Origin of the sequence: Nocardia thailandica NBRC 100428 (assembly GCF_000308795.1) — a bacterium.
In the GTDB taxonomy this organism is placed as follows: Bacteria; Actinomycetota; Actinomycetes; order Mycobacteriales; family Mycobacteriaceae; genus Nocardia; species Nocardia thailandica.
Genome location: NZ_BAGK01000307.1, coordinates 1 through 25,494 on the forward strand (window position 1 = coordinate 1; position 25,494 = coordinate 25,494).

31 protein-coding genes and 1 pseudogene are annotated in these 25,494 nt (G+C 72.0%); 13 read left to right on the top strand and 19 right to left on the bottom strand.

All coding sequences use genetic code 11. The annotated features are described in order from the left end of the window. Nucleotides 1–189: 189 nt before the first annotated feature. Together ligD and ON36_RS30550 are read right to left on the bottom strand one after the other, a co-directional pair. Complete coding sequence (gene ligD, locus ON36_RS30545; RefSeq protein WP_083885555.1) at nucleotides 190–1,167, bottom strand: non-homologous end-joining DNA ligase; 978 nt, start codon at nucleotides 1,165–1,167, stop codon at nucleotides 190–192. A gap of 21 nt (nucleotides 1,168–1,188) precedes the next feature. After that, on the bottom strand, nucleotides 1,189–2,058 hold the full coding sequence (locus tag ON36_RS30550) for a SigB/SigF/SigG family RNA polymerase sigma factor (protein ID WP_083885556.1): 870 nt from the start codon (nucleotides 2,056–2,058) through the stop codon (nucleotides 1,189–1,191). Between the two features lie 377 nt (nucleotides 2,059–2,435). On the opposite strand from ON36_RS30550, the gene ON36_RS30555 reads away from it, so the two are divergent. The 3 genes and pseudogenes from ON36_RS30555 to ON36_RS35200 form a co-directional block, all read left to right on the top strand. After that, nucleotides 2,436–2,786, top strand: a complete 351-nt coding sequence (locus tag ON36_RS30555; protein ID WP_043661038.1) for an ArsR/SmtB family transcription factor — start codon at nucleotides 2,436–2,438, stop codon at nucleotides 2,784–2,786. Beyond that, the gene (locus tag ON36_RS35970) at nucleotides 2,783–3,013 is read left to right on the top strand and encodes an SRPBCC family protein (protein ID WP_218001262.1); all 231 of its coding nucleotides are present in this window, start codon (nucleotides 2,783–2,785) and stop codon (nucleotides 3,011–3,013) included. The genes ON36_RS30555 and ON36_RS35970 overlap by 4 nt, the downstream gene beginning before the upstream one ends. A gap of 24 nt (nucleotides 3,014–3,037) precedes the next feature. Next, a pseudogene (locus tag ON36_RS35200) lies at nucleotides 3,038–3,649 on the top strand (SRPBCC domain-containing protein); the annotation flags it as partial. A 91-nt stretch (nucleotides 3,650–3,740) separates the two neighbouring features. On the opposite strand, the gene ON36_RS33160 reads toward ON36_RS35200, so the two are convergent. Then, a complete protein-coding gene (locus ON36_RS33160; RefSeq protein ID WP_157225088.1) occupies nucleotides 3,741–4,379 on the bottom strand; it encodes a lipase family protein in 639 nt (212 codons plus the stop codon). Nucleotides 4,380–4,829: 450 nt separating this feature from the next. On the opposite strand from ON36_RS33160, the gene ON36_RS30575 reads away from it, so the two are divergent. Further along, a complete protein-coding gene (locus ON36_RS30575) occupies nucleotides 4,830–5,057 on the top strand; it encodes a hypothetical protein (RefSeq protein ID WP_043661039.1) in 228 nt (75 codons plus the stop codon). Nucleotides 5,058–5,096: 39 nt separating this feature from the next. Beyond that, nucleotides 5,097–5,321, top strand: coding sequence for a hypothetical protein (locus ON36_RS34360; protein WP_043661041.1), 225 nt, complete (start codon nucleotides 5,097–5,099; stop codon nucleotides 5,319–5,321). A 94-nt stretch (nucleotides 5,322–5,415) separates the two neighbouring features. Here the strand turns inward: ON36_RS34360 and ON36_RS30585 are convergent, their stop codons facing one another. After that, the gene (locus tag ON36_RS30585; RefSeq protein ID WP_043661043.1) at nucleotides 5,416–6,402 is read right to left on the bottom strand and encodes an alpha/beta hydrolase; all 987 of its coding nucleotides are present in this window, start codon (nucleotides 6,400–6,402) and stop codon (nucleotides 5,416–5,418) included. Between the two features lie 215 nt (nucleotides 6,403–6,617). Then, nucleotides 6,618–6,791, bottom strand: a complete 174-nt coding sequence (locus tag ON36_RS30590) for a hypothetical protein (RefSeq protein WP_157225089.1) — start codon at nucleotides 6,789–6,791, stop codon at nucleotides 6,618–6,620. A 360-nt stretch (nucleotides 6,792–7,151) separates the two neighbouring features. Here ON36_RS30590 and ON36_RS30595 point away from each other — a divergent pair, with 360 nt between their 5' ends. Further along, complete coding sequence (locus ON36_RS30595; RefSeq protein ID WP_052314549.1) at nucleotides 7,152–7,643, top strand: DUF6764 family protein; 492 nt, start codon at nucleotides 7,152–7,154, stop codon at nucleotides 7,641–7,643. 24 nt (nucleotides 7,644–7,667) lie between these two features. Here ON36_RS30595 and ON36_RS30600 read toward each other — a convergent pair whose 3' ends face one another. Further along, complete coding sequence (locus tag ON36_RS30600) at nucleotides 7,668–8,108, bottom strand: transcriptional regulator (RefSeq protein ID WP_043661046.1); 441 nt, start codon at nucleotides 8,106–8,108, stop codon at nucleotides 7,668–7,670. Nucleotides 8,109–8,359: 251 nt separating this feature from the next. Between ON36_RS30600 and ON36_RS30605 the strand changes: the two genes are divergently transcribed. Continuing rightward, nucleotides 8,360–8,785, top strand: coding sequence for a hypothetical protein (locus ON36_RS30605; RefSeq protein WP_052314550.1), 426 nt, complete (start codon nucleotides 8,360–8,362; stop codon nucleotides 8,783–8,785). A gap of 13 nt (nucleotides 8,786–8,798) precedes the next feature. Here the strand turns inward: ON36_RS30605 and ilvD are convergent, their stop codons facing one another. After that, nucleotides 8,799–10,490: a dihydroxy-acid dehydratase gene (gene ilvD, locus ON36_RS30610; RefSeq protein ID WP_043661047.1), complete on the bottom strand. Its 1,692-nt coding sequence runs from the start codon at nucleotides 10,488–10,490 to the stop codon at nucleotides 8,799–8,801. A gap of 74 nt (nucleotides 10,491–10,564) precedes the next feature. Between ilvD and ON36_RS30615 the strand changes: the two genes are divergently transcribed. Then, nucleotides 10,565–11,251 carry a ZIP family metal transporter gene (locus ON36_RS30615; protein ID WP_043661049.1) on the top strand — a complete coding sequence of 229 codons (687 nt, stop codon included), beginning with the start codon at nucleotides 10,565–10,567 and terminating at the stop codon, nucleotides 11,249–11,251. A 50-nt stretch (nucleotides 11,252–11,301) separates the two neighbouring features. Here the strand turns inward: ON36_RS30615 and ON36_RS30620 are convergent, their stop codons facing one another. Together ON36_RS30620 and ON36_RS30625 are read right to left on the bottom strand one after the other, a co-directional pair. Further along, nucleotides 11,302–12,786 (bottom strand): catalase, encoded by a 1,485-nt coding sequence (locus ON36_RS30620; RefSeq protein ID WP_043661050.1) that lies wholly within the window; start codon nucleotides 12,784–12,786, stop codon nucleotides 11,302–11,304. A 408-nt stretch (nucleotides 12,787–13,194) separates the two neighbouring features. Continuing rightward, nucleotides 13,195–14,031: a SigB/SigF/SigG family RNA polymerase sigma factor gene (locus ON36_RS30625; protein ID WP_083885559.1), complete on the bottom strand. Its 837-nt coding sequence runs from the start codon at nucleotides 14,029–14,031 to the stop codon at nucleotides 13,195–13,197. Nucleotides 14,032–14,206: 175 nt separating this feature from the next. On the opposite strand from ON36_RS30625, the gene ON36_RS30630 reads away from it, so the two are divergent. Beyond that, nucleotides 14,207–14,890, top strand: a complete 684-nt coding sequence (locus tag ON36_RS30630; protein ID WP_043661052.1) for an ANTAR domain-containing protein — start codon at nucleotides 14,207–14,209, stop codon at nucleotides 14,888–14,890. Between the two features lie 181 nt (nucleotides 14,891–15,071). Here ON36_RS30630 and ON36_RS30635 read toward each other — a convergent pair whose 3' ends face one another. Beyond that, complete coding sequence (locus tag ON36_RS30635; protein WP_052314555.1) at nucleotides 15,072–15,551, bottom strand: MarR family winged helix-turn-helix transcriptional regulator; 480 nt, start codon at nucleotides 15,549–15,551, stop codon at nucleotides 15,072–15,074. Between the two features lie 84 nt (nucleotides 15,552–15,635). On the opposite strand from ON36_RS30635, the gene ON36_RS30640 reads away from it, so the two are divergent. Continuing rightward, nucleotides 15,636–15,959: a rhodanese-like domain-containing protein gene (locus tag ON36_RS30640; protein WP_043661054.1), complete on the top strand. Its 324-nt coding sequence runs from the start codon at nucleotides 15,636–15,638 to the stop codon at nucleotides 15,957–15,959. A 15-nt stretch (nucleotides 15,960–15,974) separates the two neighbouring features. Here the strand turns inward: ON36_RS30640 and ON36_RS30645 are convergent, their stop codons facing one another. After that, nucleotides 15,975–16,529: a pyridoxamine 5'-phosphate oxidase family protein gene (locus ON36_RS30645; protein WP_083885560.1), complete on the bottom strand. Its 555-nt coding sequence runs from the start codon at nucleotides 16,527–16,529 to the stop codon at nucleotides 15,975–15,977. 233 nt (nucleotides 16,530–16,762) lie between these two features. Between ON36_RS30645 and ON36_RS30650 the strand changes: the two genes are divergently transcribed. Continuing rightward, nucleotides 16,763–17,293: a hypothetical protein gene (locus ON36_RS30650; RefSeq protein WP_157225090.1), complete on the top strand. Its 531-nt coding sequence runs from the start codon at nucleotides 16,763–16,765 to the stop codon at nucleotides 17,291–17,293. On the opposite strand, the gene ON36_RS30655 is transcribed toward ON36_RS30650, so the two are convergent. The 7 genes from ON36_RS30655 to ON36_RS30680 all read right to left on the bottom strand — a co-directional run bounded on the left by ON36_RS30655 (nucleotide 17,290) and on the right by ON36_RS30680 (nucleotide 22,456). Further along, nucleotides 17,290–18,132, bottom strand: a complete 843-nt coding sequence (locus tag ON36_RS30655) for a glycosyltransferase family 2 protein (protein WP_043661058.1) — start codon at nucleotides 18,130–18,132, stop codon at nucleotides 17,290–17,292. The two genes, ON36_RS30650 and ON36_RS30655, sit on opposite strands and share 4 nt — an antisense overlap. Then, nucleotides 18,129–19,121, bottom strand: a complete 993-nt coding sequence (locus tag ON36_RS30660) for a glycosyltransferase (RefSeq protein WP_043661060.1) — start codon at nucleotides 19,119–19,121, stop codon at nucleotides 18,129–18,131. The genes ON36_RS30655 and ON36_RS30660 overlap by 4 nt, the downstream gene beginning before the upstream one ends. Then, complete coding sequence (locus ON36_RS30665; RefSeq protein ID WP_043661062.1) at nucleotides 19,118–20,227, bottom strand: glycosyltransferase; 1,110 nt, start codon at nucleotides 20,225–20,227, stop codon at nucleotides 19,118–19,120. The genes ON36_RS30660 and ON36_RS30665 overlap by 4 nt, the downstream gene beginning before the upstream one ends. Further along, nucleotides 20,224–21,318, bottom strand: coding sequence for a glycosyltransferase family protein (locus tag ON36_RS30670; protein WP_052314551.1), 1,095 nt, complete (start codon nucleotides 21,316–21,318; stop codon nucleotides 20,224–20,226). Before ON36_RS30670 ends, ON36_RS30665 begins: the two co-directional genes overlap by 4 nt. A gap of 111 nt (nucleotides 21,319–21,429) precedes the next feature. Next, the gene (locus tag ON36_RS30675) at nucleotides 21,430–21,669 is read right to left on the bottom strand and encodes a metallothionein (protein WP_043661064.1); all 240 of its coding nucleotides are present in this window, start codon (nucleotides 21,667–21,669) and stop codon (nucleotides 21,430–21,432) included. Nucleotides 21,670–21,744: 75 nt separating this feature from the next. Beyond that, nucleotides 21,745–21,885 (bottom strand): hypothetical protein, encoded by a 141-nt coding sequence (locus tag ON36_RS35600; protein WP_085999729.1) that lies wholly within the window; start codon nucleotides 21,883–21,885, stop codon nucleotides 21,745–21,747. Between the two features lie 97 nt (nucleotides 21,886–21,982). Next, complete coding sequence (locus tag ON36_RS30680) at nucleotides 21,983–22,456, bottom strand: MarR family winged helix-turn-helix transcriptional regulator (RefSeq protein WP_043661066.1); 474 nt, start codon at nucleotides 22,454–22,456, stop codon at nucleotides 21,983–21,985. Between the two features lie 89 nt (nucleotides 22,457–22,545). On the opposite strand from ON36_RS30680, the gene ON36_RS30685 reads away from it, so the two are divergent. Together ON36_RS30685 and ON36_RS30690 are read left to right on the top strand one after the other, a co-directional pair. Continuing rightward, nucleotides 22,546–23,238: an NAD(P)-dependent oxidoreductase gene (locus ON36_RS30685; RefSeq protein WP_043661068.1), complete on the top strand. Its 693-nt coding sequence runs from the start codon at nucleotides 22,546–22,548 to the stop codon at nucleotides 23,236–23,238. 297 nt (nucleotides 23,239–23,535) lie between these two features. Further along, nucleotides 23,536–24,735: an esterase/lipase family protein gene (locus tag ON36_RS30690; protein WP_043661070.1), complete on the top strand. Its 1,200-nt coding sequence runs from the start codon at nucleotides 23,536–23,538 to the stop codon at nucleotides 24,733–24,735. A 70-nt stretch (nucleotides 24,736–24,805) separates the two neighbouring features. On the opposite strand, the gene ON36_RS30695 is transcribed toward ON36_RS30690, so the two are convergent. After that, nucleotides 24,806–25,132, bottom strand: coding sequence for a hypothetical protein (locus ON36_RS30695; protein WP_043661072.1), 327 nt, complete (start codon nucleotides 25,130–25,132; stop codon nucleotides 24,806–24,808). Between the last annotated feature and the right edge of the window lie 362 nt (nucleotides 25,133–25,494).

Consider the following 25,494-nt stretch of genomic DNA (forward strand, 5'->3'; position numbering starts at 1 on the left):
AGCCGCGCACCGCACCCGCTCGCGGCAGCTGGCGCAACCCCTTCCGCGGGCGGTCGTTCGGCCACCGCTCCGCCGATCCCGCCCACCGCTGAGTCCCTGCTCCGACGAGACCCGCTCTCCGGCAGTCGTTCTCGACGTACGCCTCGCCGGGGGCGGGTCTCGTCGCGGGGGTACCCTGCCGGTCCGTTCCTAGGAGGGCAGGCCCACCTCCGGCGGGGTCTTGTCCGTGCGCAGGCCGCGGAAGCTGGGGTGACGCAGCAGCCCGTCGCCGCTGACCTCGCGGTATTCGATGTCGGCGACCAGGACCGGCTCGACCCACCACGCCGTGCGGGCGATCGTCGCCGGCGCGGGCTCGTCGAGGGGGCTGGTGTCGCGGCGGATCCCGTCGAGCTGCGTGCGCAGCGCGCGGCGCGTCGCCTGGCTGAAGCCGGTGCCGACGCCGCCGAGGCAGCGCAGGCGGCCTTGCGGGGTGTAGGCGGCCAGCACGAGGCCGCCGAAGGTCGCGGCGTTGACACCCGTGCCGGGCACGGCGCCGACGATCACGGCCTCGGTGGTGGTGCGCAGGACGGTTTTGATCCAGGCGGTCGAGCGCCTGCCCGCCTCGTAGATCGAGTCCCAGCGCTTGCACACGATGCCCTCGAGCCCCGCCGCGGCCGACTGCGCCATCAGTTCCTCGGCGCCCACGTCGGCCAGCGCCCAGGCCGGGGGGACGCGCACCCGGGCGCCGTCGTCGAGGCCGAGCCCTTCGAGTCGTGCGCGGCGTTCGCGGTAGGGGACGCGGAGCAGCGGCCTACCGTCGAGGCCGAGCAGGTCGAAGAGCATGTAGTCGACGCGCACCTGCCCGATCAGCGCAGGCGTCGGCGCCAGGACGTGCATGCGCCGCTGCAACCGCGAGAACGACGGCGCGCCGGTCGCGTCGGGCGCCACCAGCTCGCCGTCGAGGACCAGCTCGCGGCCGGCGGCCATGGCGGTGAGCGCTTCGGCGATCTCCGGATAGCTGCCGGTGACGTCACGGGAGTTGCGGCTGAACAGCCGCACCCCACCGTCGGTGGCGACGTGGGCCAGGGCGCGCACCCCGTCCCATTTCATCTCCGCGGCCCAGTCGCCGGGCGGCACGGGCGGCCGTCCGGCGGTGGCCAGCATCGGTGCCGGGACTGCCGATCCCATGGTTGTCACCGTAGAAGCGGGTCACCGTGGGTGCGGGGAGCCCGCCGTCGCGTCGGCGAGCCTCGCCGGGCCGGGCCGGACCACCTGCGCGGGCGCTGGTTCGTCGTCGAGGTGGCGGCGGAGGTCGTCGAGGAGACGGCTCAGGCGCCGCGAGACGCTCATCTGCGAGACCCCGAGCCGCCGGGCGATCTGCTGCTGGGACAGCCGGGCGAAGAAGCGCCACTGCAACAGCTGACGGTCTTCGGCGGGCAGCGCCGCGACCGCGGGCGCGGCCGCCATGGAGCGTTCGGTGAGGTCGTAGCAGGGTTCGTCGTAGCCGAGGGTTTCGGCGAGGGCGCCGCCCTCCTGCTGGTCGGCGGCGCGGAAGCGGGCGTCGAGGCTGTCGGTGTGGTATGCCTCGGCGGTCACCTGCGTGCGCAGCACCTCGGCCCGGTCCAGGCCCGTCTCGGCGGCGATCTCGCTGACGGTCGGCCAGTGCTGCAGCCGCTGGGTGAGGACGTCGACGGCGGCGCTGACGCGGGCCTGATCCTCCTTGTCGCGGCGGGTGACCCGCAGGGCCCACGTCTTGTCACGGAAGTGGCGGCGGACCTCACCCATCACCGTCGGGACGGCGAAGGACAGGAACGGGCTGCCGCGGTCGACGTCGTAGCGGTCGACGGCCATCATCACCCCGACGCGGGCGACCTGCTCGAGGTCGTCGAAGGGGACACCTCGGCCGCTGTAGCGGCGGGCGACGTGTTCGGCCAGCGGCAGGCACCGGCAGATGATGTCCTCGCGGGCGCGCCGGAACGCGGTGCTCCCGGTGTCGAGGTCGCGCAGTTTCGAGAATTCCGGCTCGAGATTTTCGTAGCCGGTGGTCGAAGCGGTGGGCAGATCGTGGTCAGCGCTCATGGCCGGACCCCGTCCTGATGGCCGACCCCGGAGACGACTCGCAGTGTGAATCGCGCCGGTGGCGGTACTGATGGACTTCACCCTACGCCGCCGGGGGACCCGGGACGCCGAATGGCCTTCGGGGGCGGCGGATGTTCCGCGTCCCGGCCGGCGGCGTCGGAGTCGGCGCCGCGGGCTCGCGGCGCCGACCGGGGCGCTTCCCGGGTCTCGGCGTCTTGTGCGGTCGCGCGAGCCGGTATATGTTCGTAGCTACTTACGTAAGAGATTGCTTACGCATAGCGTGGAGGTAGCCATGATCGACAGAACCGGCCCGGTCGGGGCCCTGAGGGAGGCGTCCCCAGGGCGCGCGGAGGCGGGCGGCGGCGGGGCGGCGCGGCATGAGTGAACCCGCCCACGCCTGGTACGACGACGGGGCCGACGAGGTGTTCCGCGCCCTCGCCGAACCGCGCCGCCGGGCCATCCTGCGCCTGGTGAACGCCGCCGAACTGGCCGCGGGGGAGATCGCGGGGGCGTTCGAGATCAGCAGGCCCGCGGTCAGCCAGCACCTGGCCGTGCTGCGGGAAGCCGGGCTGGTCGACGAACGGCGCGACGGCACCCGCCGCCTCTACCGGGCCTCGCCCTCGGGCATGACCCAGGCGCGCCTGGCCTTCGAGAACATGTGGTCGACGGCCCTGCGGCGAGGCCGGGACCTGGCCGAGAACGACAGCGATCCAGGAGGTTTCGCATGAATACCCCCGAACCGCGGGCCGCCGGGCCCGACGCCGCGGTGATGCCGCTGCGACGCCCGCCGATCCGGCAGTCCACGCTGGTGCGCGCGCCGATCGAGCGGGTGTGGCGGGTGTTCGTGTTCGAGATGGCAGGCTGGTGGCCGCTGGAGCCGTTCTCCCGGGGCGGCGCCCGCGTCCGCGACGTGGTCGTCGACGGCCGCGTCGGCGGCGAGGTGACCGAGGTCTGAGAGGACGGCACCGTCGAATCCTGGGGCACCGTCCTGCGTTTCGAACCGCCGCACACCTTCGCCATGACCTGGAACATCACCGGCACCCCGACCGAGGTGACCATCACCTTCCGTCCGATCGGTGCCGCCCTGACCAAGGTCGACCTGGTGCACGGCGGCTGGGACCGGCTCGACCCCGACGAACTGCGCCGGGCCTGCGCGCTGCCCGGCGGCTACGACGGCGAGGCCTACCGCATCGGCTGGCAGCGCATCCTCTCGGCGTTCCGCGCCGGATTCCCCACAACCACCACGAAGGACGGACCCACCGTGTTCACCGACGACCAGATGCTCGCCCTGCTCGCCCGCTCCCGCGACTACACCGTCTGCGTGCTGCGCTGGGGGCCCGCGGCCGACCACCCGGACCGCGACGCGCTGCTGTGGGAGCACGGCCGCCTCAACTGCGACCTGCGCGAGCAGGGTCTGCTGCCCATCACCCTGCGCATCCCGGCCTCCGGCGAGCTCGCCGGAGTCGGCGTCTACACCTGCGGTCCCGACGACGTGCGCGCGATCCTGGACCAGGACAAGGCCATCGACGCGGGCGTCCTGGCCTACGAGCTCTACGACGCGCAGTCCATCCCCGGTGACGCGCTGCCCTGAGGCGGCGGGTCACGGCGCCCGCTGGTGCGCGCCCGGCGGCGGTCCGGTCGAGTTCGCGGCCGTGCCGCCGCCGGGCGGAGCGGGTCGGACACTAGTACGGGAGCCGGTCGAGCAGCCAGGTGCCCGCCTCGGGGGACATCAGCCCGTCGGCGGCGCCGTCGGTGAACAGCCAGTCGTCGAACATCGACGCGTCGGGGTCGGCGTCGCGGCCGAGCCCCTCCAGATCCGGTGCGCCCGCGGTGATCTTCAGCAGCCGGGGCCGCCGGGGCATCCCGCCGACCCGCTCGAACTCGCCGGCTTCCTGCGCGGTCGGCGCGACACCGTTGTAGGAGTAGTAGGTCTGGGTCTGGTGGTCCATGTGCTCGTGCTCCATCCGGGCCAGCGCGTAGCGGGCGACCAGCGCCCCGCGACCGATCCCGCCGAGCATCAGCGGGACCGACCCGAGCCGCTGGGCGACGGCACGGAGAACCGCGTGGCGCACCGTGTCGGCGGACTTGGCCGGATCGGCGGGATCGTGATCGAACCCGACCAGGATCAGGTCGTAGCCGCGCTGGGTGAGCTGTGCACGCAGCGCGAAGTCCGCCGCGTCCGCCGCTTCCCCCAGCGCCGCCATGTCCGCCGGGCCGCCGTCGGCGACGAGCACGAACGGCCGTTGCAGGCCGCGCTGTGTCGTGAACACCCATGCGGTGGAACCGTGAAGATCCCACTCCTCGTTCGGCTTTACCGTCATCGAACCGACTCCTTCGCTCGCAATGGCTACGGTCATCGAACGCTCGGTACAGCATCGGCCCGAGAAAGACTGTTGCCCAGCGCTTTCGGTGCGAGGACGACGCGGTGATCGGCCGACCGACGGAGTGTACGTGCTCACCGTCGGCGCGGAGCCGGGACCCGCGTGTCCCGCCCGGAGGTGCCCTGCCCGCCGGCGCGGCGTCCCCGGTCGCCCCTCGGCACCGCCTCCTCGCCGGCGTCCGGGCTGGACGAACCCCGGTGATCCACCCCGCCGAGGCATGGGGAGACACTCCGGCGGCACGCCGAACCGCGGCGCCGCGCCGGGCATTTCCGCGGTCGCGGGTGCCGGGGTGATTGGGGCGCGCCGGATCGGGAATACGGCTGCCGACGCGCGCACGCCGATGTCGCGTGGCGAAACATCCTCGCCCGATCAGCCGATTCGGAGACCCTGATGCAGCTCTCACCGCGCCCCGCCCCGATTCCGCCCGTGACGCCCACCGCCGGGGACATCGATCCCGACGACCGCCTGCTCGTGCGGCTGCACGACCGCCGTCTGCGCGCGCTGCTGGCCACGGCCTCGGGCCTGTCCCCGCAAGCCCAGCGACGTCTCGGCGCCGCCGCGGAGTCCTTGCGCCACAACGAAGGTCTGCAGCACCCCCGCCACACCGCCGAGCTCTGAACGCCGCGCGGCGGCCGGTCGGCGGCTACCGTCGTCGGTATGGCTGACACACACGCGGCGCGGGCCGAGCAACTCGCGGACGAGGCGAACGAGGCACTCCGGACGGCGATCGAGCAGGAGGACGCCGGATACACCAACGCGGTCCCGGTCGACGGCATCCACGGAAACCGGTGGGCGCGGGTGCAGGCGCTGCAGGCGCAGGCCCAGGTGCACGCGACATTGGCACTGGCCGAGGAGGTGGCGCGGAGCAGAGCGGGCCTGTGAGACGACCGCACCGGCCCGCCCGGCGACCGGGCGGCCCGGTGCGCGACCCTCGGTGTGCTGCCCGGACGCTGAAGGCGCTGCGGCGGGCGTCGTCTCAGTTCGTGCCGAGCACCCCGGCCAGGAACGGCCACGCGGAGTGCAGGTCGTCCTCCCAGTAGCCCCAGGAGTGGGTGCCCGCGGGACGCTCGTGCACGGTGGCGGGGATGTCGAGTTCGCGCAGCCGCGACGCCAGGGCGAGCGTGCACGAGTGCACGGCCGCCTCGATGGGGCCGCCGAACGCGATCTGGACCGGCAGCGGGATGCGCCCGTCCCGGACGCGTGGGTCGGCGGGCGTGTCGTGCGGCGCGGCGGGCACGCCGGTGCCGGTGCTGAGGTACACCGCGGTGCCACGCAGGCCGGCCGCGTTGACGAGCGGATCGTTGGCCCGCCAGCGGGGATCGGTGCGCGGTCCCCACATGTTCTCCACGCTCTGCGCGCCGCTCCAGTTCTCCACCGTGACGCGGATGTACTCCTGGCCGAGGGGGTCCGAGGTCTGGGCGCAGCCGCTGAACGAGGCGACGCCCCGCCAGAATCCGGGCGCGGCGATCGCCAGGTTCAGGACGGAGGTGCCGCTCATCGACACCCCGGCCAGGGCGCGCGCGCCGTCGGCGTTCAGGTATGCCTCGATCACCGGCGGGAGTTCCTCGTTGAGGAAGGTCTGCCACTTGTTGCGCCCGAGGACGGCGTCGTCGCGGATCCAGTCGGTGTAGTAGGAGCCCGCGCCGCCCACCGGGATGACGGCGTTGACGTCCCGGTCGCGCAGGAAACCCACCGCGTCGGTCTGCGCGTCCCAGCCCGACCCGTTGGGCCCACCCTGGGAGCCGTTGAGCAGGTACAGCGTCGGCCGTCCCGCCGCGGCGGCGCGGACCACCGTCAGCGGTATCTCCCGGTTCATGGCCGGTGAGTAGACCGTGACGGTCTGCAGTCGCTCGCCGACGTCCGCGACGGTGACCACCCGCGCGTCCTCGGGTGCCGCCCGCGCGAACACGGGGGACAGGCACAGGGCGGCCGCCAGAACGGCCGTGAGCGCGGCGGACCGCATCGTTCGTGTCCTCGACATCGGGTACCTCTCGCGTCGGTGATGGCGCGAGGTACTTCGCAGCGGTCGGCCCGGCGGTTTGGTGGACGAGCCGGGGAATTCCCGGACCGTGCCGTCGGTGACGCTGATCGTCCGGAGCGGTCCCGCGATCGCCGGGAGCCGGCCCGGGACGCGCCCGCTCATCGGCCCGACGTTCCCGGCTCGCCGGCGAGCGCCGCCTACGGGGACTTCTCGGTCCGGTTCGCCGGGGCCGGGCCGGGCCTCGGCGCGAAGCGGTCGATCTCGAGGGGCGCGCGTTGGGGTAGCTCGCACCAGCACGCGAGCGCGATGGCCAGGTAGGAAGCGGCGGCCGCCATCACCGGTAGGACAGCCACCATGATCAGCAACGACATTCCGGTCCCCTTCGTCGAAACCATGACCGCGCCGGCTTCGCCCACCCCGCTGTGCACGTCGCTCGGTCGCGGACGGCCATACCCGCACTCGCCTGCGTCACACTGTGTTTCGCGGCACTGTGTCCCGATGTTCACAGCCGTGCCGGGTGTCACCCCGGTGCGTCGTCGCCGAGGGGGTGGACCGCCTCTCGGAGCCGGGTCCGTGCGCCACCGACGCACCCGGACGGAGCGACGTACGCCCGCCGAGAATGCATCGTTTATGCATCGTTATTGGGGTAGAGTGACCCTCAGGCACACACGTTCAGCGGTCCCGGTCGCCTGTTCGCGGGCGCGCCGGACCGCCCGAGAAGGGAGTCAGTCATGGTCTTGTCAGCTTCGGGCCGGGTGTTCTGTCTGCTCGTCGGCGCCGGCGCGGCGTCGCTCGGCATCCTCGCCGCGGCCCCCGGCGCGTCCGCGGCCGCGGGGTGTCCCGCGCCGGGCGCGGCCTTCGCCGAGGCAGGCACGGGCGCGGAGTCCTGCTCGGCGGCCAGTGACGCGGGCGGCGCCGCCGCCGCTTACGGATTCGGCGGGAACGCCGCGGCCGACGCCGCCGCGACGAGCCTGTCGCTCGCCGTCGCCGCCGGCGGCGGCACCGCCACGTCGGCGTCGCAGTATCTGTCCGGGCCCGCGGCCATCGCCGTCGGAGCGGGCGCGCGCGCCGACGTCACGGGCGCCCGCCCCGGCCTGTCGATCGGCATCGCGGGGCCGGGCGCCTCGGTGACGGTCTCCGGCGCGACCGGCCCGACCTGCAGCGGCGGACCCGCGTTCGCCGGCGACTTCCAGACCTGGCAGGGCTGCCTGTCTGTGGGGTGATTCGATGCAGAGACGTTGCGTCGGTTAGTGGACGTCGGGATGAGCCGGCAGTCCTTCGGCCGCGCGGAGGCTGTCGGAGAACTGCAGGATGACATCGAGGGTGTCGGCGTCGAGCTGCTGGGCGTGATGCAGCAGGGAGCGCAGGCCCGGCGTGCGCAGCCGCCGGACGACGGTGCTGTCGGCGCGCACGGGATGCGCGCCGGTGAGCCCGTAGAAGTATTGCGGTGCGACGCCGAAGTAGGCGGCCAGCGCGGCGACCAGCCGCGGCGAGGGATTGACGCGCTGACCCGTACGCAACTGCGACAGGTACGGGGAGGAGAGCCGGTGGCCCCGCGCGGTCACCGCGTCGGCGACGGTGCGGTTGGTGTGCGGACGACGACCCGGGAGCGTGGGCCGGTCGAAGAGTTCGTTGAGTCGCCACGCGAAATCGGGCCCACTATCGTGCTGATGATGCTGCGCTGACACCCTCTCCACTGTGGGACCGGCACACCGGTCCCGGCAACACCCGGGAGTCGACACTGGGCACGAGGACTGGCGCGGCGCGGCCGGTTTGTGACGACCGCCAATCGGTGGCGCGCACCGGCCCGCCGCGCCGAAGTCCTACCCGCGCACCACGTGACGCGACGGATTCGAAGGGTCTTTCTCCTCTTTTTGCCGCGGGGCCGCGGTGCTGGGATAGGGCCGTGCAACGCCACAAGACGACAGCAGGACCCCTGATGAACGGAATCGACAGCCGCGCCGTGCTCGGGCACGGACGCGCTGTCGCGGCGTCGCGAGTGTGGACCCGGTCGTTCCCGCAGGCGCCGCCGCTGCGCGACGAGACGGAGCTGCTCTCGGCCATCGGCTACATCCGCACCGACATCAGCGGGGTCGGCCAGGTGTGGGACGAGGAGCAGATGCGCTGCGCGGCAGACGATCAGGGCTACGACCTGCGCAAGACCATCGCGTTCTCCGCCACCACCTTCGACCCGGTCGCCCGGCTGACCGCGATCGCCGCGGACCTCGGCGTCGACGCGGTGCTCACCCCGTCGTTCGCCCACCTCGGCGACGTCGTGCCCGAGCGGCTCATCCGGGTCTGCGCGGTGGTCGTCGTCGATCCGCTCGTCGTCTATCCCCGGTTCGACCCGCAGATGGTGAGCTGACCGCGGCGCGCGGTCAGCCGGTGACCGCGCCGTGCGCGGCCGAGCTGACCAGCTTGCGGTACTTGGCCAGGACGCCGGAGGTGTACTTCGGCGGCAGCGGCTCCCAGCCTACCTTGCGCGCGGCCAGCTCGTCCTCGTCGATCTCGACGTCGAGCGAGTGGTCGGCGACGTCGAGGACGATCGGATCGCCGTCGCGCACGAACGCGATCGGCCCGCCGTCCACGGCCTCCGGCGCGACGTGGCCGACACACAAACCCGTTGTGCCGCCGGAGAACCGGCCGTCGGTGAGCAGCAGGACGTCCTTCCCGAGCCCCGCGCCCTTGATGGCGCCGGTGATGGCGAGCATCTCCCGCATGCCAGGACCGCCCTTGGGACCCTCGTAGCGGATGACGACCACGTCGCCGGCCACGATCGTGCCGTTCTCCAGCGCGTCCATCGCGGCGCGCTCCCCGTCGAAGACCCGGGCGGTGCCGCGGAAGACATCGGAGTCGAAGCCCGCGCTCTTCACCACCGCGCCCTCGGGGGCGAGGGAACCGTGCAGGATGGTGAGGCCGCCGGTCCGGTGGATCGGCCGGTCCAGGCGCCGGATGACGTCGCCGTCGAGGCCCAGCTCGATCGAGGCGAGGTTCTCGGCCATGGTCCTGCCGGTGGCGGTCAGCACGTCGCCGTGCAGGAGACCGGCGTCGAGCAGGGCCTTGAGCACGACCGGGATCCCGCCGACCCGGTCGACATCGTTCATGACGTAGCGGCCGAACGGCTTGAGATCGCCCAGGTGCGGCACCTTCTCGCCGACCCGGTTGAAGTCGGCCAGCGTCAGGTCGACACCGGCCTCGCGCGCGATGGCCAGCAGGTGCAGCACGGCGTTGGTCGACCCGCCCAGCGCCATGACGATGGTGATGGCGTTCTCGAACGCCTCCATCGTCAGGATGTCGCGGGCGGTGATCCCGCGTCGCAGCAGTTCGACGACGGCCTCGCCGGAGCGGCGGGCGTACTCGTCGCGGCGGCGGTCCGGCGCGGGCGGCGCGGCCGAGCCGGGCAGGCTCATCCCCAGCGCCTCGGCGACCGAGGCCATCGTGTTGGCGGTGTACATGCCGCCGCACGCGCCCTCGCCGGGGCAGATCGCCCGCTCGATACGGTCGACCTCCTCCCGGGTGATCAGGCCCTTGATACAGGCGCCGACCGCCTCGAACGCATCGATGATGGTGACCTCGCGGCCGTCGACGTTGCCGGGCAGGGTCGAGCCCGCGTAGAGGAAGACGCTGGACAGGTCCAGCCGGGCGGCGGCCATCAGCATCCCGGGCAGGCTCTTGTCGCAGCCGGCCAGCAGCACCGAACCGTCGAGACGCTCGGCCATCATCACCGTCTCGACCGAGTCGGCGATGATCTCCCGGCTGACCAGCGAGAAGTGCATCCCCTCGTGGCCCATGGAGATGCCGTCCGACACCGAGATCGTGCCGAACTCCAGGGGATAGCCGCCCGCGGCGTGCACGCCCTCCTTGACCGCCTTGGCCAGGCGGTCGAGGGACAGGTTGCACGGGGTGATCTCGTTCCAGCTCGACGCCACCCCGATCTGGGGTTTGGCCCAGTCCTCATCGCCCATCCCCACCGCGCGGAGCATGCCGCGCGCCGCGGTCTTCTCGAGTCCGTCGGTGACATCGCGGGAGCGGGGCTTGATGTCGACCGGCCTGCCGGTGTCGTCTGCCATCACCCCAGCCTACGAGGCCCCGCCGAGCCACCACGGTGGACGCGCCCGTCCGTGGGGCGAATAGGCTCGGCGGCATGCTCAACGCGCTGCTGTACGGGCTCGGCACGGTGGTTCCGCTGATGATCGGGGTGGCCGTCGGCATCCGGTGGACGCTGCCTCGGCCGGTGCTGGCCACGATGATGGCCTTCGGCGCAGGCACGATGATCGCGGCGGTGTCGGAGGAACTGTTCGCCCCGGCGTTCCATCGCGACGGCGCCGTGGTCGCGGGGGCGGCGCTGTTCGCCGGGGCCGGGATCTACGTGGTGGCCAACCATCTCATCGAGAACAAGCTCGGACCTGCCGCCATCGGCTGGGCGCTGCTGCTCGGGACGGTGCTCGACGGGGTGCCGGAGAACATCGCGCTCGGGGTATCCCTCGGCGCCGGCGGGGGACTGGTGCTGCTGGTGGCGATCGCGGCGGGCAACGTGCCCGAGGCGGTCAGCGGGGTCGCGCTGATGCGCGAACAGCACGGTTTCGCGCCGCGGCGCACATTCGCCCTGTGGGCGGTGACCGCCGCGGTGCTGGTCGCGGTGACGGTGCTGGGTAACGGGCTCGCCGACGCCATCCCGGGGACCGCGATCAGCGCCGTGCAGGCGTTCGCGGGTGGCGCCACCATCGCCATGCTGGCGGATTCGATGGTGCCCGAGGCCTACCGCGAGGGCGGCTGGTGGGTCGGGATGGCGACCGCGGGCGGCTTCTTCGTCGCCTTCGCCATCGGGTGAGCGGGGAGGCGGCCCCACGGCGGGACCGCCTCCCCGGTGCGCCGCGCCGCTCAGGCGTCGGCGCGGGACTTGTACTCGGCCTCGATGCGGTCGCCGACCTCCTGGTCGATGTTGCGCCAGTACTGGAAGACGTTGGACAGCACCGGTTCCACCACGCCGCCGAGCAGGGTGCCGACGACGGTGTCGACCAGGCGGGCGCGCTCGTCCTCGCCCATGACGTCGCGCACCAGCGTGTGCGCCTGGCCGAAGTCGTCGTCCTCCGCGTGCAGGGTGTAGGCGGCGCGCACGAGCTCGCCGTCGCTCTCCCAGCCGTTGTCGACCGGACCCTGCGCGTCCTGGTAGGTGCGGCCGAAGGAGTTCGGCGCGTACACCGGCGCGGCGCCGCTGTGGAAGAACTGCATCGCGCCCTCCTTGTCGTAGGAGTTGGTCGGCACGACCGGACGGTTCACCGGCAGCTGATTGTGGTTGGTGCCCAGGCGGTTCCGCTGCGCGTCGGGGTAGGAGAAGACGCGGCCGAGCAGCATCTTGTCCGGGGAGATCCCGGTGCCGGGCACGGTGTTGGACGGGCTGAACGCGGCCTGCTCGATCTGGGCGAAGTGATTGACCGGGTTCTGATCGAGGGTGAACCGGCCCACCGGGATCCGCGGGTAGTCCTTCTTCGACCAGACCTTGGTGAGGTCGAACGGATTGAAGCGGTAGGACTTCGCGTCCTGGTAGGGCATGATCTGGACCTCGACCCGCCAGGACGGGAACTCGCCGTCGCGGATGGACTCGAACAGGTCCCGCCGGTGGGCGTCGGCGTCCTGCCCGGCCAGTTTCTCGGCCTCGGCGTTGGTGAGGAACTCGAGGCCCTGCTCGGTCAGGAAGTGGTATTTCACCCAGAACCGCTCGCCCGCGGCGTTGACCCACATGTAGGTGTGGGAGGAGTAGCCGTTCATGTGCCGCCACGTGCGCGGGATGCCGCGATCGCCCATCAGGTAGGTCACCTGATGGGCGGATTCGGGGGACAGGGTCCAGAAATCCCACTGCATGGTCGCGTCGCGCAGGCCCGAGTCGGGCAGCCGCTTCTGCGAGTGGATGAAGTCGGCGAACTTCATCGGGTCGCGGACGAAGAAGGTGGGGGTGTTGTTGCCGACGATGTCGAAGTTGCCGTCCTCGGTGTAGAACTTCAGCGCGAAGCCGCGCACGTCACGCCACGTGTCGGGGGAGCCGAGTTCGCCTGCCACGGTGGAGAACCGGGCCAGCATCGGCGTGACGGTGCCCGGCTGGAAGACCTTGGCCTTCGTGTAGGCGGAGACGTCCTCGGTGATCTCGAGCCTGCCGAAGGCGCCGGAGCCTTTGGCGTGCGGGCTGCGCTCGGGGATGCGTTCCCGGTCGAACCGGGCCAGCTTCTCCACCAGGGCGACGTCGTGCAGCAACAGCGGCCCGTCCGGGCCCACGCTCAGCGAGTGCGCGTCGTTCTCGCGCGGCGCTCCCGACTCGGTCGTCGACGGCGCCGACGACTCGTGCCCGGCGGTGGGGTCGAATGTGGTCACGTGACTTCTCCTTCGGTTTCACGGAAACGGCACAGCGGCGCTTCGAGCTCTCAGGCGATGTCCTCCGGGGCCCGGCTACGGCGGAGCATCCGGCACTTCCACCGTAACAGCGAGAATCCGGTCGTCCGGCGAAGCGACGGCGGGGGGACCGCGGAGGGCGCGGTCGCGCCGATGACTTCCGCGCGCGGGAGACGTCGAAGCCGGCGGCGGCCCGGTCGACCTGGTCGCCGGCAGCGGCGGCGCCGTCGCGCCGGCGCCGGTCGCCGCCCACCCGACCCGGTGGCCACCGTCGTCGCCCACGAACCGCCGCTGCCGACCGCGCTGCCCGACGCCGCGGCGTCGAAGCGGGCGGCGCGGTCGGCTACCGCGTGGCGTACGCGGCGAGGGCTTCGGCCCGGCAGGGTGGGATCAGCGGTGGACCACGTCCCGGGGCCGCGCCTGATCCGCGGGCGGCGCCTCCTCGCCGACCTGGCGGCGCAGGCGATCGAGCAGCCGGGACAGGCGGCGCGAGATGCTCATCTGTGAGACGCCGAGGAGCCTGCCGATCTGCTGCTGGGGCAGCTGATCGAAGAACCGCCAGACCAGCAGCTGCCGGTCCTCGGCGGACAGCGCCGCCACCGCGGGCGCGGCGGCCATGGCCCGTTCGGTGAGGTCGTAGCAGGGTTCGTCGTAGCCGAGGGTGTCGGCCGGCGCGCCGAGGGTGTCGTGCTCACCGACGTGCACGCGGGCATCGAGGCTGGTGGTGTTGTAGGCCTCGGCGGTCACGCGGACGCGGGCGATCTCGGCGCGGTCGAGCCCGGTCTCGGCGGCGATCTCGCTGACCGTGGGCGAGTGCCGCAGGCGCTGGGTCAGCTCGTCCACGGCGGCGCTGACGCGGGCCTGGTCCTCCTTGTCGCGGCGGGTGACGCGCAGGGCCCAGGTCTTGTCGCGGAAGTGGCGGCGGACCTCGCCCATGACGGTCGGGATGGCGAAGGCGAGAAACGGCGTGCCGCGACCGACGTCGTACCGGTCGACCGCGAGGACGACGCCGACGCGGGCGACCTGTTCGAGGTCGTCGAAGGGCACACCCCGCCCGTTGTAGCGGCGGGCGATGTGCTCGGCGAGCGGCAGACATCGACAGATGATGCGGTCGCGTCCCGCGCGGAACGCGGCGCAGTCGCGATCCAGTTCGAGCAGCTTCGCGAACGCCGGCTCGAGATGCTCGTAGCCAAAGGTCGCGCTGGACAGATCGTGGTCAGCGCCCATGGCCGGACCCCGTCCTGATGACCGACCCCGGTGCAACACACGGTTTGAATCGAGCCGGTAGCGGTAGCCGGAGATTTCCCGTCCGGAGGTCCGGATAAACCCCACGCATCGTCGCCGCAGGTCGCGGGTGTGACGATGCTGTCGCCGCAGCCCCGGCGGGTGGACACTGGAGACCATGACCGGATCGCACGAGGACGACGAGGAACGGTTCGCCCGTGCCTATCGGCCCGCCGGTGTCGGAACGTTCACCTTCTGGTTCACCACGGGCCGATGGGAGTGGTCGGCGGAGATCTACCGGATGCACGGTTACGTCCCCGGTGAGGTCGAGCCGACCACCGAATTGCTGCTCGATCACAAGCATCCCGACGCCCCCGATGTCGTCGCCGGCCTGATCAGTCGCGTGATCGGCGCGGGGCACCCGTTCTCCAGCAGGCACCGGTTTCTCGACACGTCCGGGCAGGTGCACACGGTGATGGTGCTCGCCGATCGCGTCCTCGACGACGAGGGCACGCCGGTGGGGACCACCGGCTACTACCTCGACCTGTCCGACACGATCGGTGCCGCGGCCGACGACGCGAACCGGGCGGCGGTGAGTGAGGCCGTCGGGGCGGCGACCGCGCGGGCGGTGATCGAGCAGGCCAAGGGCGTGCTGATGCGGATGTACCGGATCGATGCCGACCAGGCGTTCAAGGTGCTCGTGTGGCGCTCGCAGGAGGCCAACCTCAAGCTGCGTGACATCGCCGGCCAGGTGATCGCGGATCTGGACCTGGTCCCGCCGCCCGATCCGGCCACGATCTCGGTCTTCGACCACCTGCTGCTGACCAGCCACGAGCGGATCCATCCGGAGGCCGAGCCCTGAGGAGCCGGACATGGTGCGGTCGTGTGGAACACGAGGTGATCATCGGGGTGATTCGGGGTACTCCCTCAGCGAGCCGGTCCGGATCCTCGCTCAACGGCGCGCGCGGCAACCCGGCCATGGTTCCGTCCGCCGGGAACCCACAGCCGCCCGGTTCCCGGCGGACGTCCCCCACGTCTTTCGTTCAGAGGTGGGGCTGTCGTCCCGGGAGCGGGGGATCGTCGAGGCCGGTCGGGCCGAGGATCGCGCGCAGGGTCGTCGACAGGGCGGCGACGGTCTGGTCGTCGAGCCCGGCGAAGCGGCGTTCGACGGCGGCGAGGTAGTGCGGGGCCGCCGCACGGAGGCGGTCGCGGCCCTCGTCGGTGATGCCGACGACCGCAGACCGGCCGTCGGCGGGATTGCTGTCGCGGCGGACCAGCCCGTGCGATTCCAGCTCGGTGACCAGCCGGCTGACCCGCGTGCGGCTCAGCACCACCCGTTCCCCCAGGTCGCTCATCCGCAACGGCTGCGGTCCGTCCAGTTCGAGCAGGACGTCGTACCAGCTCAGCGGTAGACCGGTCGCGCGACGCAGCTCGGTGTCGAGTTCGGGGACGAGACGGGCGTGCACCTGCAGCAGCGCCGCCCAGGCGCCGATCGCGGGGTGGTTTCTCTGCGCGTTGGGCATGCGGATCATCCTAGCCGGTTGCGTGCGCACGCACGCAAAGCTTAGAGTGTGTGCGCACGCACGTAAATCGGAAAGGTGCTCCCCATGACCGCATTGATCACCCGCGACGAACTGGCCCGAGAACTGGAAGCCGGGACGGTGACCGTCGTCGACGCCCTCGGTGCCGAGTACTACGCCGAGGCGCACCTGCCCGGCGCGCTCAACCTCGTCGAGGCCGACGTGGAGACCCTGGCCGCGCGCCTGCTCCCGGACAAGGACGCCGCGATCGTCACCTACTGCTCGAACGCGGCCTGCCCGAACAGCGGACAGGTCGCCGCCCGGCTCACCGCGCTCGGCTACGGCAACGTCCGCAAGTACCGGGAGGGGATCCAGGACTGGGTGGCGGCGGGCCTGCCCGTCGAACCCTGATCCGCCCGGGACGGATCACGGCGTCGGGCGCTCCCGGCAGGGGGCGCCCGAATCCTCGCGCAGGGCACCGGGTTCGATGTCGGGCAGATGCGACATCATGGCCGGATACCGCACCAGGCGGGCACTGGTGAACGTGATGTCGCGGACCTGTTCGAACCCCGACCACAGCAGCCGCCCGCCCGGGAGCAGCCGCATCGGCCGCACGCGTCGCCGCACCCGGTCGAGTTCGGGCGCGGTGGCGCGCCGCAGCGGGCCGACGGTCCCGTAGAGCCGGACACCCGGAGCGCCGCCGAAGCGGCCGAGCGCCAGCGACCGGAACCAGAACAGCGGTCCGCGATCGACGGCCAGCAGGCAGACGTGCGGGTTCGTGGCGAGGTTCTCCGCGAGCGCGCGGGTGTAGCGGTCGAAATAGAACGCGGTGCCGTCCTCGCGGAAGAACACCGTGCCCACCGGCGTGATGTTCGGAATCCCGTGCCGGTCCACGGACGCGACGGCGAAATGCCCGGTCGTCTTCCGCGCCCGCTCCACGATCTCCAGGATCGCGCGCCACTGCTGGGTGGGATGCGTCATCGATGTCCTCCCGTTCACCGGTCCCTCGGCTCAACGTCGAGGACCGCCGCCGAGGTTCCTCCGGTCCGGACTTCGTGTCCGGTTGTCCTCGGCCGCCGCGCCGACGGCATGAAGCCACCGGTGGGGCGATCGGCCGGGAGCGTCGCGGGTCGCCTGCGCTCGGTGCACGATCGAGTCACGGGCTCGGCGGGTCGCCTTCTGCGTGTCGCGGGGCGGCTTTAGCATCGCCGGCCATGAACAGTCATGTTGTCGCAGGTCATGGCCCGTTCGACAGCGTGTCCGGCGCCGACCCGGGTGGGGTGGTCGCCTTGCTCGCCGAAGCCCGGCGCGGACTGGCCGACGTCCCGGCGGCGGTGCCCGCGGTGGTGCCGCTGGCGCGTTGCCATCGCGCGGTCACCGCGATCGGTACCGCGGCCTGGATCATCACCGAGCACGCCCTGCCGACCCCGGCCCGCTATCCGCGCATGGTCGAGCCGTGCGAGGACCTGGCCGCGCGGCTGGGCGAGGTCATCGACGACGTGCTGCGGGTCCCGCCGCGCGAGCGGGCCGGGTTGCGGGTGCGCCGGGAGGATCCCGCCCTGCACCAGCACGGCCCCGACCTCGACGCCGCCGAGGCCGCGCTGATCGCGCTGACCGCCGACCTGCACCAGCTCGCCCGTGTCGTCGCGGGCGACGAGGAGGCCCCGGAGCCGGTCCGCGCGGCCGCGGAAGCGACGGTGGAGGTCGCGGCCCTGGTCACCCAGCAGATCCACGAACCGCTCTAGTTCGCGGGCCGCGCGGCCGTCAGGGACGGCCCGGTCCTGAGCCAGCGGTCGGCGTCCTCGTCGTAGAGGACGAGCCCGGCCTCGGCGAACGCGTCGAGCCAGCCGCGCATCGGCCAGCGTCCCCAGCGGCCGTGGAAGATCCGCGCGTTGGTCAGGATGTCGTCGAGATGCTCGACCGGCGGATCGGAGACGGGATGATGCTGGTGGTAGGCGTCGGCACCGCCGACCCAGCACAGGCCCGCGCCGACGGCCCCGGCCTTGTACGCGAAGTCGGTGTCCTCCCCGCCGTAGCCGCGATACCGGGTGCAGAACCCGCCGATCGCGCGCCAGGTCGCGGCGGTCACGGCGAACGACAGCGACCAGAACAGGTCGAGCGCGGTGCTGTCGATCAGCGCGTCGTCGGCGGGCGCCGGACGCGCCGGGTGGGGCGCGCGGTGCTCGGGGAGCGACGCGATGTCGTATCCGCCGGGCGGCGGCGGCCCGAGATAGGTGACGGGACCGCACAGCAGGACCGGGCCCGGGCGGCGGCGGGCGGCGGCGAGGTAGCGGTCGAGGAGCCGATCGTCGGGGACGCAGTCGACGTCGAGGAACACGAGCAGGTCCGCGCCGCGCGCGAGCGCGGTCCGCGCGCCCAGGTTGCGGGCCGCGGCCAGGGGCAGCGGCCCGGCGGTGTCGAGGCGGACGCCGTGCGCCCCGCCGCGACGGGCCACGTCGGCCACGCGGGGGTCGTTCATCGACACCACGATGTGATCGGTGGCGCGATTGCGCGCCAGTCCGCGGATCTGGTTGCGCAGGTGCGTGATCCGGCCCGCCGCGAGGGTGATCACCGCGGTTCTCATGCCGCCACGCGCCGGTCGGCGACGCGCTCGACGACCGCGGCTGCCCGGGCGGCGGCGCCCTCCACCGACCAGCGCCGCCATCGGCCGGTGTCGAGGCGGCGTGCCCGCTCGAGCAGGTCCGGCCACCGATCGTCGTGGGGGAAGTCCTCGACGGTCACCGCGAGCCCGGCCGCTCCGAGGGCGGCCGCGGTCGCGCGCTGTTCGCCGAACGGTCGCGGCGCGGGGATCAGCACCGCGGGCCGTGCGGCGGCGGCGATGTCGGCCACCGCGCCCTGCCCGGCGTGGGAGACGATCACGTCGGCCGCGCACAGCCGGGGCCAGGGGTCGTCGGTCCACTCGCCGACGCCGAGAGCCGACCATCGGTAGCGGTCGTGCCTGCGCGCGCAGCGCTCGATCAGCGCGGGGGTGAACGCGCTCCCGCCACGGCCCGCGAGCACCAGCACGGCCGGCCGCCGGGCGCCGTGCCGGGGTGGCTTCGCCGCCCCCGCGAAGCGCGAGATCCCGCCGACGTAGCGGGTCTTGGCGCGGTGCTCGTGCAGCCATGCCGGGTCGTAGACCTCGCGCGGCCAGGCCGCGACGAGCGCGTCGGCCAGCTGGTGGACGAGGCGATGCGGGGTGTCGGTGCGCTCGCCGGGCAGGACCATCGCGATCACGGGCACGCCGTGCAACCGGGCGAGCAACGCCACCTCCACCGAGACGTCGGCGACGATCGCGGCGGGACGCGCGCGATCGATCCAGGCCGCGACCGCGGCCATCCGGGCGCGTAAACCGCTGTCGCCGAGGGGAACCCAGTGGAGCAACCCGGCCGCGGTCGGGTCGCGTACCTCGGCCGCGCTGTCGTCGCGGGGCAGCCGCACGACGTCGTCGAAGGCGGTGTCGCCTACCGGCAGGGAGGTCAGCGCGGTGACGGGCGAACGCAGGTGCGCGGCGACGCACTCGGCGCGGGCGAGATGGCCCGAGCCGTGATGGTGGATGTAGTAGCCGATCACGGCGCGCCCTTGCGTGCGCGCCCGGCCCGGTCGGCGGCGATGAGGTGGCGGTAGCGCCGCAGATACGCCTCCACCATCGGGTCGTGGCCGCAGTGGGCCACCGCGCGGGCCCGGGCGGCGGCGCGGTCGAGGCCGCAGACCTCCTCGACGGTCGCCGCGAGGCCGTCCACGTCGCCGGGCTCGGCGAGCCGCCCGCAGGTGGCGTCGAGGATCTCGGGGATGCCGCCGCGCCGGAACGCCGCGACCGGGGTACCGCAGGCCAGCGCCTCGGCCACCACGAGCCCGTACGGCTCGTCCCACAGCGGGGTCACCAGGACCACGCCGCAGCCGCCGATGAGGTCGGCCAGCGCGGGCTGGTCGAGATGCCCGTGATAGACGGTGTCGCCGTCGAGGCAGGGGGCGACGCGCTCGTCGAAGTACCGCCGGTCGCTGACCGGGCCGGCCAGGTGCAGCCTGCGCCCGGCGCGCCGCGCGGTCGCGATGGCCAGGTGCGCGCCCTTCTCCGGCGTCAGCCTGCCGAACCAGGCGACGTCGTCGCCCCCCGGGCCCACCGGCCAGCTCGCCACGTCGACGCCGTTGGCGATCACGTCGACGTCGGGCACCGTCGGCCGCCAGGAGCGCGCGGTGTGTTCGCTGACCGCGACGAAGCCGCTGCCCGCCCCCAGACTGACCTCGAGCGCGGACTCCAGCCACGGGGTCGGGGGAGTGTGCAGGGTGGTGAGCATCGGGATGTCCAGTGCGGGCGCCATCGCCAGGGGCAGGTAGTGCAGGCTGTGATTGTGGACGACGTCGAAGGAGCGTGAGCCGAGCGCGGCCAGGTCGATCATCAGCGCGAGGTAGGCGTGGTGGTCGGCGAGGAACGGCGCGGGCGCGGCCGACGGGTCGTTGCCCGCGGCGGCGCTGGCCCGGAACGGCTGCACGCGCACGGTGGCATCGGTGGCGGCGGGATCGCTGCCCTCGGCGGCGAACAGCGTGACGCGGTGTCCGCGCCGGCGCAGCGCCCTGGCCAGGTACCAGACGTGCGCCTCCAGCCCGCCGGCGAAGGGCTGGCGGATCGGGTGGCGGCTCGAGGCCAGCAGCGCGATCGAGAGCGGTCCGCCGGTCATCGCGCCAGCGCCTGTCGGTAGAGCGCGTGGTGCGCGGCGGCGAGATCGCGCCGTTCCGCGCGCCGCGCGGGCCAGGTCGCGCGGGCGGCGGGCGTCTCCCGGCTCGCCAGGACCGCGCGCGCCAGGGACTCCGGGTCGAACCGGTCCTCGTCGAAAGTGAAGACGTGGCAGGGCCGTTGCTCGCGGTAGAAGCCGCAGCTGGGCGCGATCACCGCGGTGCCGAGGTCGTAGCAGGCCTCCAGCCAGCCCGAATGCGTGCCGAACCGGTACGGCAGCACCGAGACCGACAGCGACGAGAGGTACTGCCAGAGTTCGTCGTCGGTGAAGTAGGGGTGCTGGTGGACCTCGACGTGCGGGCGGCGCCCGAAGTCGAGCAGCCTGCGGCCCACCTCCGGCGCGTACCAGTGGTTGCCCGGCTCGAACAGCTCGTCGTGCAGGTCGATGCGCAGCACGGTGTCCGGCAGGTCCGCGACGGTGTCGGCCAGGACCTCGAGCACCGGGAACGGATCCATGTTGGCGCGCAGGCTCTTCACGTGCACGCCCACGGTGAACGGCCCCGGGCTGCGGCGCGGGGCCCGGATGAGGTCCCGCTCGACCACGTGCGGATGGCTCAGCACCCGGCACTGCCGGTGCCAGCGGTCCGCGATCACCGCGGCGGCACCCGGGGTCAGGGTGAGGAGTTCGTCGGCGCCCCGGATCAGGACGTCCAGCTGCTCGTCGTGCCCGGCCGGGTCGGGCTGGTGGGGATTGCGCAGGTCGTGCACCGTGTACACGAGCGGTTTGCCCAGGGTCCGCAGCTCGCCGACGATGTCGGTGAGCGTCGCGGGGGACACGGCGTCGAAGCCGAAATGGATGTGGAACACGTCGAAGTGGCGATGGTTCGCGCGGATCCACCCCGGGTCGAGCATCAGCGGCGGCCACCAGCCGCCGGGAACGGTGCGACCGTCGGCCGGCGGCGGGTCGGGCAGCCGGGTGACCTCGCCGTCGCCGTCGGGTGCCGACAGGTGGCGGACGTAGACGTGGGAAGCCGGGACGGAGGCGACGCGCACCGCGGTCCGCGCGGGGGTCACTTCGGCGATCGTCGTCGACATCGGTCATCACCTTTCGCCGGTCTCGCTGGTGGACAGCCGTGCCGAACTGCCGTGAACGCACGCTGGTCGGCGTGTACCCGGGGCCGCGGGCGGTAATCGACCGCCGCCGCGTCAGGTGTCGGCGTTGTCGACGAGCGCCGTCTGCCCCGCGTGGCGCGCGCAATGGGCGCAGCAGTACATCGCGCCGTCGCTCTCCAGCCCGTGCCCGAGGATCCGGCACCGGCAGTGCGCGCAGGTGGGCGCCAGCGTCGTCGCGGCGCATTCGATGCTGTCGAACACCCAGTGCTGCTCGCCGCGGCTGACGGTGAACGCTCGGGCGTAGTCGTTGCCGCAGGTGTCGCACACGGCCATGATGGGCTCCTCTCGTCGTCCGTCGGTCACGCGGCGCTTACCCGCCCGGGGCGGACCGAATCGGCGTCGGGCGCGTCAGCCGTCCTCGTCCTCGCCCTCGGCCTGATCCGGCTGCGGGACGTGCCGTTCCTCGTTCTGCAGCATCTCCGGGTCCGCGTCGGGATCCTCACGGGGGTCGTAGGCGTGGTCGTCGGGGGAGCGGGGCTCGGTCGGCATGGCTACCTCCTCGGCTCGGGCCGGGCACGTGCCCGGCGAGCATCGCCTACCCCGGGCAAACCGGGCGAAACACGGTGCCGTCCCGCCGGCGCGGCGCTCAATCCGCGGCGAGTTCGGTGGCCGTGTCCCGTCCCGCGGAGGCGGTGCGGCGCAGGAAGTCCGCGATCACATCGAGTTGCTCGGTGGTGTAGTCGCCGCACAGCTCGTCCATGCGGGCGTTCATCCCGGACAGCACCCGGTACACCTCGGGGGTGCGGTCGCGGACCGCGCGGACGGTGACCGCGCGCCGATCGGCGGCGTCGGGGTCGCGGTCGCGGGTGATCCACCCGCCGCGCTGGAGCCGGTCGAGGATCCCGGTCATGGTGGCGGGGTGCAGGCCCGCCAGCCTGGCCAGGGCGCCGGGGCTGAGCGGTCCCTGCCGCTGGATCAGGTCGAGGCAGTTCCAGTCGGCGTCCTTGAGCGCGAGCTTGCCGCCGAACTGCCGGTTCAGCAGGGCCAGTTGGGTGTTCAGGTCCCGGAGCGCGTCCTTGACGGCGTTGGCGGCCCGCCGCCGATGATTTTCGGATCCCATATAGTATGACTCTCGAAATAGATGGTATGGTTCTCATATCATATGGCACCGAAAGGGGTAGGTGCCGTCGCCGCACCAAGGAGGACGTCGTGCGTCTCACCATCTTCGGAGCCAACGGGCCCACCGGCCGTCTGCTCACCGCCCGGGCCCTCGACCGCGGGCACGACGTCGTGGCGGTCACCCGCCGGCCCGCCGACTTCCCCCTGACCCACGACCGGCTGACGGTGTTCGGCGGCGATGTGCGGGAGCCGGAATCGGTCGGCGTCGCGATCGCCGGCGCCGACGCGGTGCTGTCCACCCTGGGCGTGCCGTTCGGCAAGGCGGAGATCACCACCTATTCGGTGGGCGCGGCCGCCATCACGGCGGCGATGCGCGAGCACGGCGTGCGGCGCCTGGTGGTGGTGTCGTCGAGCGCGGTCGACCCGAAGCCCTACTCCGACGGCGGATTCCTGTTCAATCGCGTGGTGCAGCCCTACGTGGCCAAGGTGCTCGGCAAGACCCTCTACGACGACATGCGCAGGATGGAGGCGCTGGTCGAGGACGCCGACCTGGACTGGACCGTCGTCCGGCCGAGCGGGCTCTACGACCTGCCCACGGTCACCGACTACACCCTGGTGGCCGGGCACGCCGACGGCCGCTTCACCGCGCGCGCCGACCTGGCGGCGAGCCTGCTGCGGCTGGCCGAGGAAGACCTCTTCTTCCGCCGCGTCGTCGCGGTCGTGACCACCACCGACAACCCGAGCATGCTGCGCCTGCTGCGTCAGGAGGCATTCGGGCGCTGACCGCGCGCGAGCCGAGTGCGCGATTCACCGTCATCACAACCACGCCGGGCGAATCGCGCGATACCGGACAACGCGCCTTCCCCGAATGCGGAACACCGCGTTCCTGCCACGATTCCCGCGGCACGGACATCGTGCGGAATTCCTCCGAATATTTCCTGTGCGGCGCCATGGCGATGCCGACGGGGCGATGGTGAAGTGTCCAGAGGCCGCGATCACCGCAATTTGCTTCGCTTTTCGGGGCTTAGGTTCGGGACGGCTTTCGAGCCGAACCTTTTCCCTTCGGAAGGCAAAGTGTCTATGAAAACAACTCGCCGCCGCAGACGCAGTGTGCATGCGGCAGTACTCACCGGCGTCGGCGCGCTCGCTGTCGCCCTGTCCGGTGCGGGCGCCTCGGCGAACCCGACACCGGAACCCACCGAGCAGGCCCTGGCCGACATCATCGCGGCCGGGCGGCCCGTCGCCGGTCCGAGCGGGAGTGCGTCGGGTTCGGCGTGTAACTCCGGTTCGGGTACCGGGTCGGGTAACGGCTCGGGTGACTGCTACGGCGGTTCGGGTTCGAGTTCGGGGTCTTCGGGTGGTTATGCCAGTGACACCCGGGGCTGGGGCCCGGCGCAGACGTCGTGGCTGGCGGCGTTCGCCTATGGGTTGGCCAATGGTGATGCGTCGCCTCCGGGTGCCAACGACTGGAACTGCAAGCCGAGTGCGGCGCATCCGCGTCCGGTGTTGTTGATCCATGGGACGTGGATGAATGCCTACAACGGGTATGCGTTCATGGGTCAGCCGATCAAGGACGCGGGCTATTGCACGTTCACGTTCAATTACGGTCGGTCGAATCTGGTCGAGGGTGGTGGCCTGGGTTCGGTGTTGCCGGGTGTGATGGGTACCGGGTACATCCAGGATTCGGCCAAGCAGTTGGGTACGTTCGTGGATCGGGTGCTCGCGGCGACCGGTGCCGAGGAGGTCGACATCGTGGCGCACTCGCAGGGTGGGTCGATGTCGAACTGGTACACCAAGTACGAGGGTGGTGCGGCGAAGGTGAAGAATCTGATCACTTTCGGTGCGACGCATCACGGGACCTCGCTCGACGGTATCGGGGCGTTGGGCCGGATGATCAACAACGCCGGTATCGACATCCTCGGTTTCATCGAGATCTTCGTCGGTCACGCCGGTATCCAGCAGACGATCGGCTCGGATTTCGTGAATCGGCTCAACGCGAACGGTGACACGGTGGCCGGGGTCGATTACACGGTGGTCGGGACCCGCTACGACGAGGTGACCAATCCCTATGATCTGACCTTCCTGAAGGCCGGTGCGGGGGCGACGGTTTCGAACATCACGTTGCAGGACGGGTGCGAGCAGGACGTCTCGGATCATTTGACGATGATGTATTCCCCCCGGGCGTTGTCGATCGCGTTGCGTGCGCTGGACCCGGTCGGCAGCCCGAACCTGGTCTGCACGTTCAACCCCTGGGTCGTCGGCGGCGGCGGCTCGCTGTAACAGGCGGCGGTCACGGCGAACGCGGTGGGGGCGACCGGAATCGGTCGCCCCCACCGCTCGTCGTTCTCGATCAGTGGCCCGCGGCGTCAGCGGAACCGTATCCACGGAAGATGCTCTCGGCGACCACGACCCGCAACCGGAGCAGATGCTCGTCGTCGTCGCCGGGATCGCCGAGGAAGAAGCCCTCCTCGGCCGCCGTCCACGCCACCCCGATGGGGATGCCGCAGCGGGCGCACTCGCGCGCGGCGCCGACCAGGCGCACGATCAGATCCGCGGTCCACGCGTCCGCGGGCACCGCGCCGCAGCGCAGGATGTCCTGGGCGCGCTCGGTGTATTCCGACCGCCGGAATCCGGTGAGGTCGTTCTCGTAATTCTCGTTCTCGTTGTCCCCGACCATGAATGACAACGTACCCAGGAGAACCTGCGCGCGGGTCCGCGCCGCCGGTGTCTGCGCAGGGCGACCGAGCGCGGGGAAATTACTCGGGACATGTCAACATCGCCGGTTTTCACTGTGTGTCCCCGACGTGCCGGACGGACCCGGAAACTGTCATCGGTCATATCCGGTGCGGTGCGCGCCGGCCGATGGTGTCGAATGCGCAGCGGGCGATCTCCCGGAGACGCATTACGCGGGTTCGGGACATCTCATATCGTTTCCGGCGCACATGCTGTCGATCGGATCAGAATGCGGAGGAATTCCGGCGCGGGCGCGGGTGGGCGCCGACGATGGGTCATCGGTGCAATGCCCGGCCAGGGCACCGT

Coding starts and splice junctions, on each gene's coding strand:
- ON36_RS30635 (WP_052314555.1), bottom strand. CDS start 15,551: ATGCCCAACGCGCAGAGAAACCACCCCGCGATCGGCGCCTGGGCGGCG.
- ON36_RS33160 (WP_157225088.1), bottom strand. CDS start 4,379: ATGACGGTAAAGCCGAACGAGGAGTGGGATCTTCACGGTTCCACCGCA.
- ON36_RS30590 (WP_157225089.1), bottom strand. CDS start 6,791: ATGTCGTTGCTGATCATGGTGGCTGTCCTACCGGTGATGGCGGCCGCC.
- ON36_RS30630 (WP_043661052.1), top strand. CDS start 14,207: ATGACCGGATCGCACGAGGACGACGAGGAACGGTTCGCCCGTGCCTAT.
- ON36_RS30665 (WP_043661062.1), bottom strand. CDS start 20,227: ATGACCGGCGGACCGCTCTCGATCGCGCTGCTGGCCTCGAGCCGCCAC.
- ON36_RS30690 (WP_043661070.1), top strand. CDS start 23,536: ATGAAAACAACTCGCCGCCGCAGACGCAGTGTGCATGCGGCAGTACTC.
- ON36_RS30575 (WP_043661039.1), top strand. CDS start 4,830: ATGCAGCTCTCACCGCGCCCCGCCCCGATTCCGCCCGTGACGCCCACC.
- ON36_RS30640 (WP_043661054.1), top strand. CDS start 15,636: ATGACCGCATTGATCACCCGCGACGAACTGGCCCGAGAACTGGAAGCC.
- ON36_RS30585 (WP_043661043.1), bottom strand. CDS start 6,402: ATGCGGTCCGCCGCGCTCACGGCCGTTCTGGCGGCCGCCCTGTGCCTG.
- ON36_RS30615 (WP_043661049.1), top strand. CDS start 10,565: ATGCTCAACGCGCTGCTGTACGGGCTCGGCACGGTGGTTCCGCTGATG.
- ON36_RS30605 (WP_052314550.1), top strand. CDS start 8,360: ATGAACGGAATCGACAGCCGCGCCGTGCTCGGGCACGGACGCGCTGTC.
- ON36_RS30625 (WP_083885559.1), bottom strand. CDS start 14,031: ATGGGCGCTGACCACGATCTGTCCAGCGCGACCTTTGGCTACGAGCAT.
- ON36_RS35970 (WP_218001262.1), top strand. CDS start 2,783: ATGAATACCCCCGAACCGCGGGCCGCCGGGCCCGACGCCGCGGTGATG.
- ligD (WP_083885555.1), bottom strand. CDS start 1,167: ATGGGATCGGCAGTCCCGGCACCGATGCTGGCCACCGCCGGACGGCCG.
- ON36_RS30655 (WP_043661058.1), bottom strand. CDS start 18,132: ATGAGAACCGCGGTGATCACCCTCGCGGCGGGCCGGATCACGCACCTG.
- ON36_RS30680 (WP_043661066.1), bottom strand. CDS start 22,456: ATGGGATCCGAAAATCATCGGCGGCGGGCCGCCAACGCCGTCAAGGAC.
- ilvD (WP_043661047.1), bottom strand. CDS start 10,490: ATGGCAGACGACACCGGCAGGCCGGTCGACATCAAGCCCCGCTCCCGC.
- ON36_RS30645 (WP_083885560.1), bottom strand. CDS start 16,529: ATGACGCATCCCACCCAGCAGTGGCGCGCGATCCTGGAGATCGTGGAG.
- ON36_RS35600 (WP_085999729.1), bottom strand. CDS start 21,885: ATGCCGACCGAGCCCCGCTCCCCCGACGACCACGCCTACGACCCCCGT.
- ON36_RS30670 (WP_052314551.1), bottom strand. CDS start 21,318: ATGTCGACGACGATCGCCGAAGTGACCCCCGCGCGGACCGCGGTGCGC.
- ON36_RS30550 (WP_083885556.1), bottom strand. CDS start 2,058: ATGAGCGCTGACCACGATCTGCCCACCGCTTCGACCACCGGCTACGAA.
- ON36_RS30675 (WP_043661064.1), bottom strand. CDS start 21,669: ATGGCCGTGTGCGACACCTGCGGCAACGACTACGCCCGAGCGTTCACC.
- ON36_RS30650 (WP_157225090.1), top strand. CDS start 16,763: ATGAACAGTCATGTTGTCGCAGGTCATGGCCCGTTCGACAGCGTGTCC.
- ON36_RS34360 (WP_043661041.1), top strand. CDS start 5,097: ATGGCTGACACACACGCGGCGCGGGCCGAGCAACTCGCGGACGAGGCG.
- ON36_RS30595 (WP_052314549.1), top strand. CDS start 7,152: ATGGTCTTGTCAGCTTCGGGCCGGGTGTTCTGTCTGCTCGTCGGCGCC.
- ON36_RS30555 (WP_043661038.1), top strand. CDS start 2,436: ATGAGTGAACCCGCCCACGCCTGGTACGACGACGGGGCCGACGAGGTG.
- ON36_RS30695 (WP_043661072.1), bottom strand. CDS start 25,132: ATGGTCGGGGACAACGAGAACGAGAATTACGAGAACGACCTCACCGGA.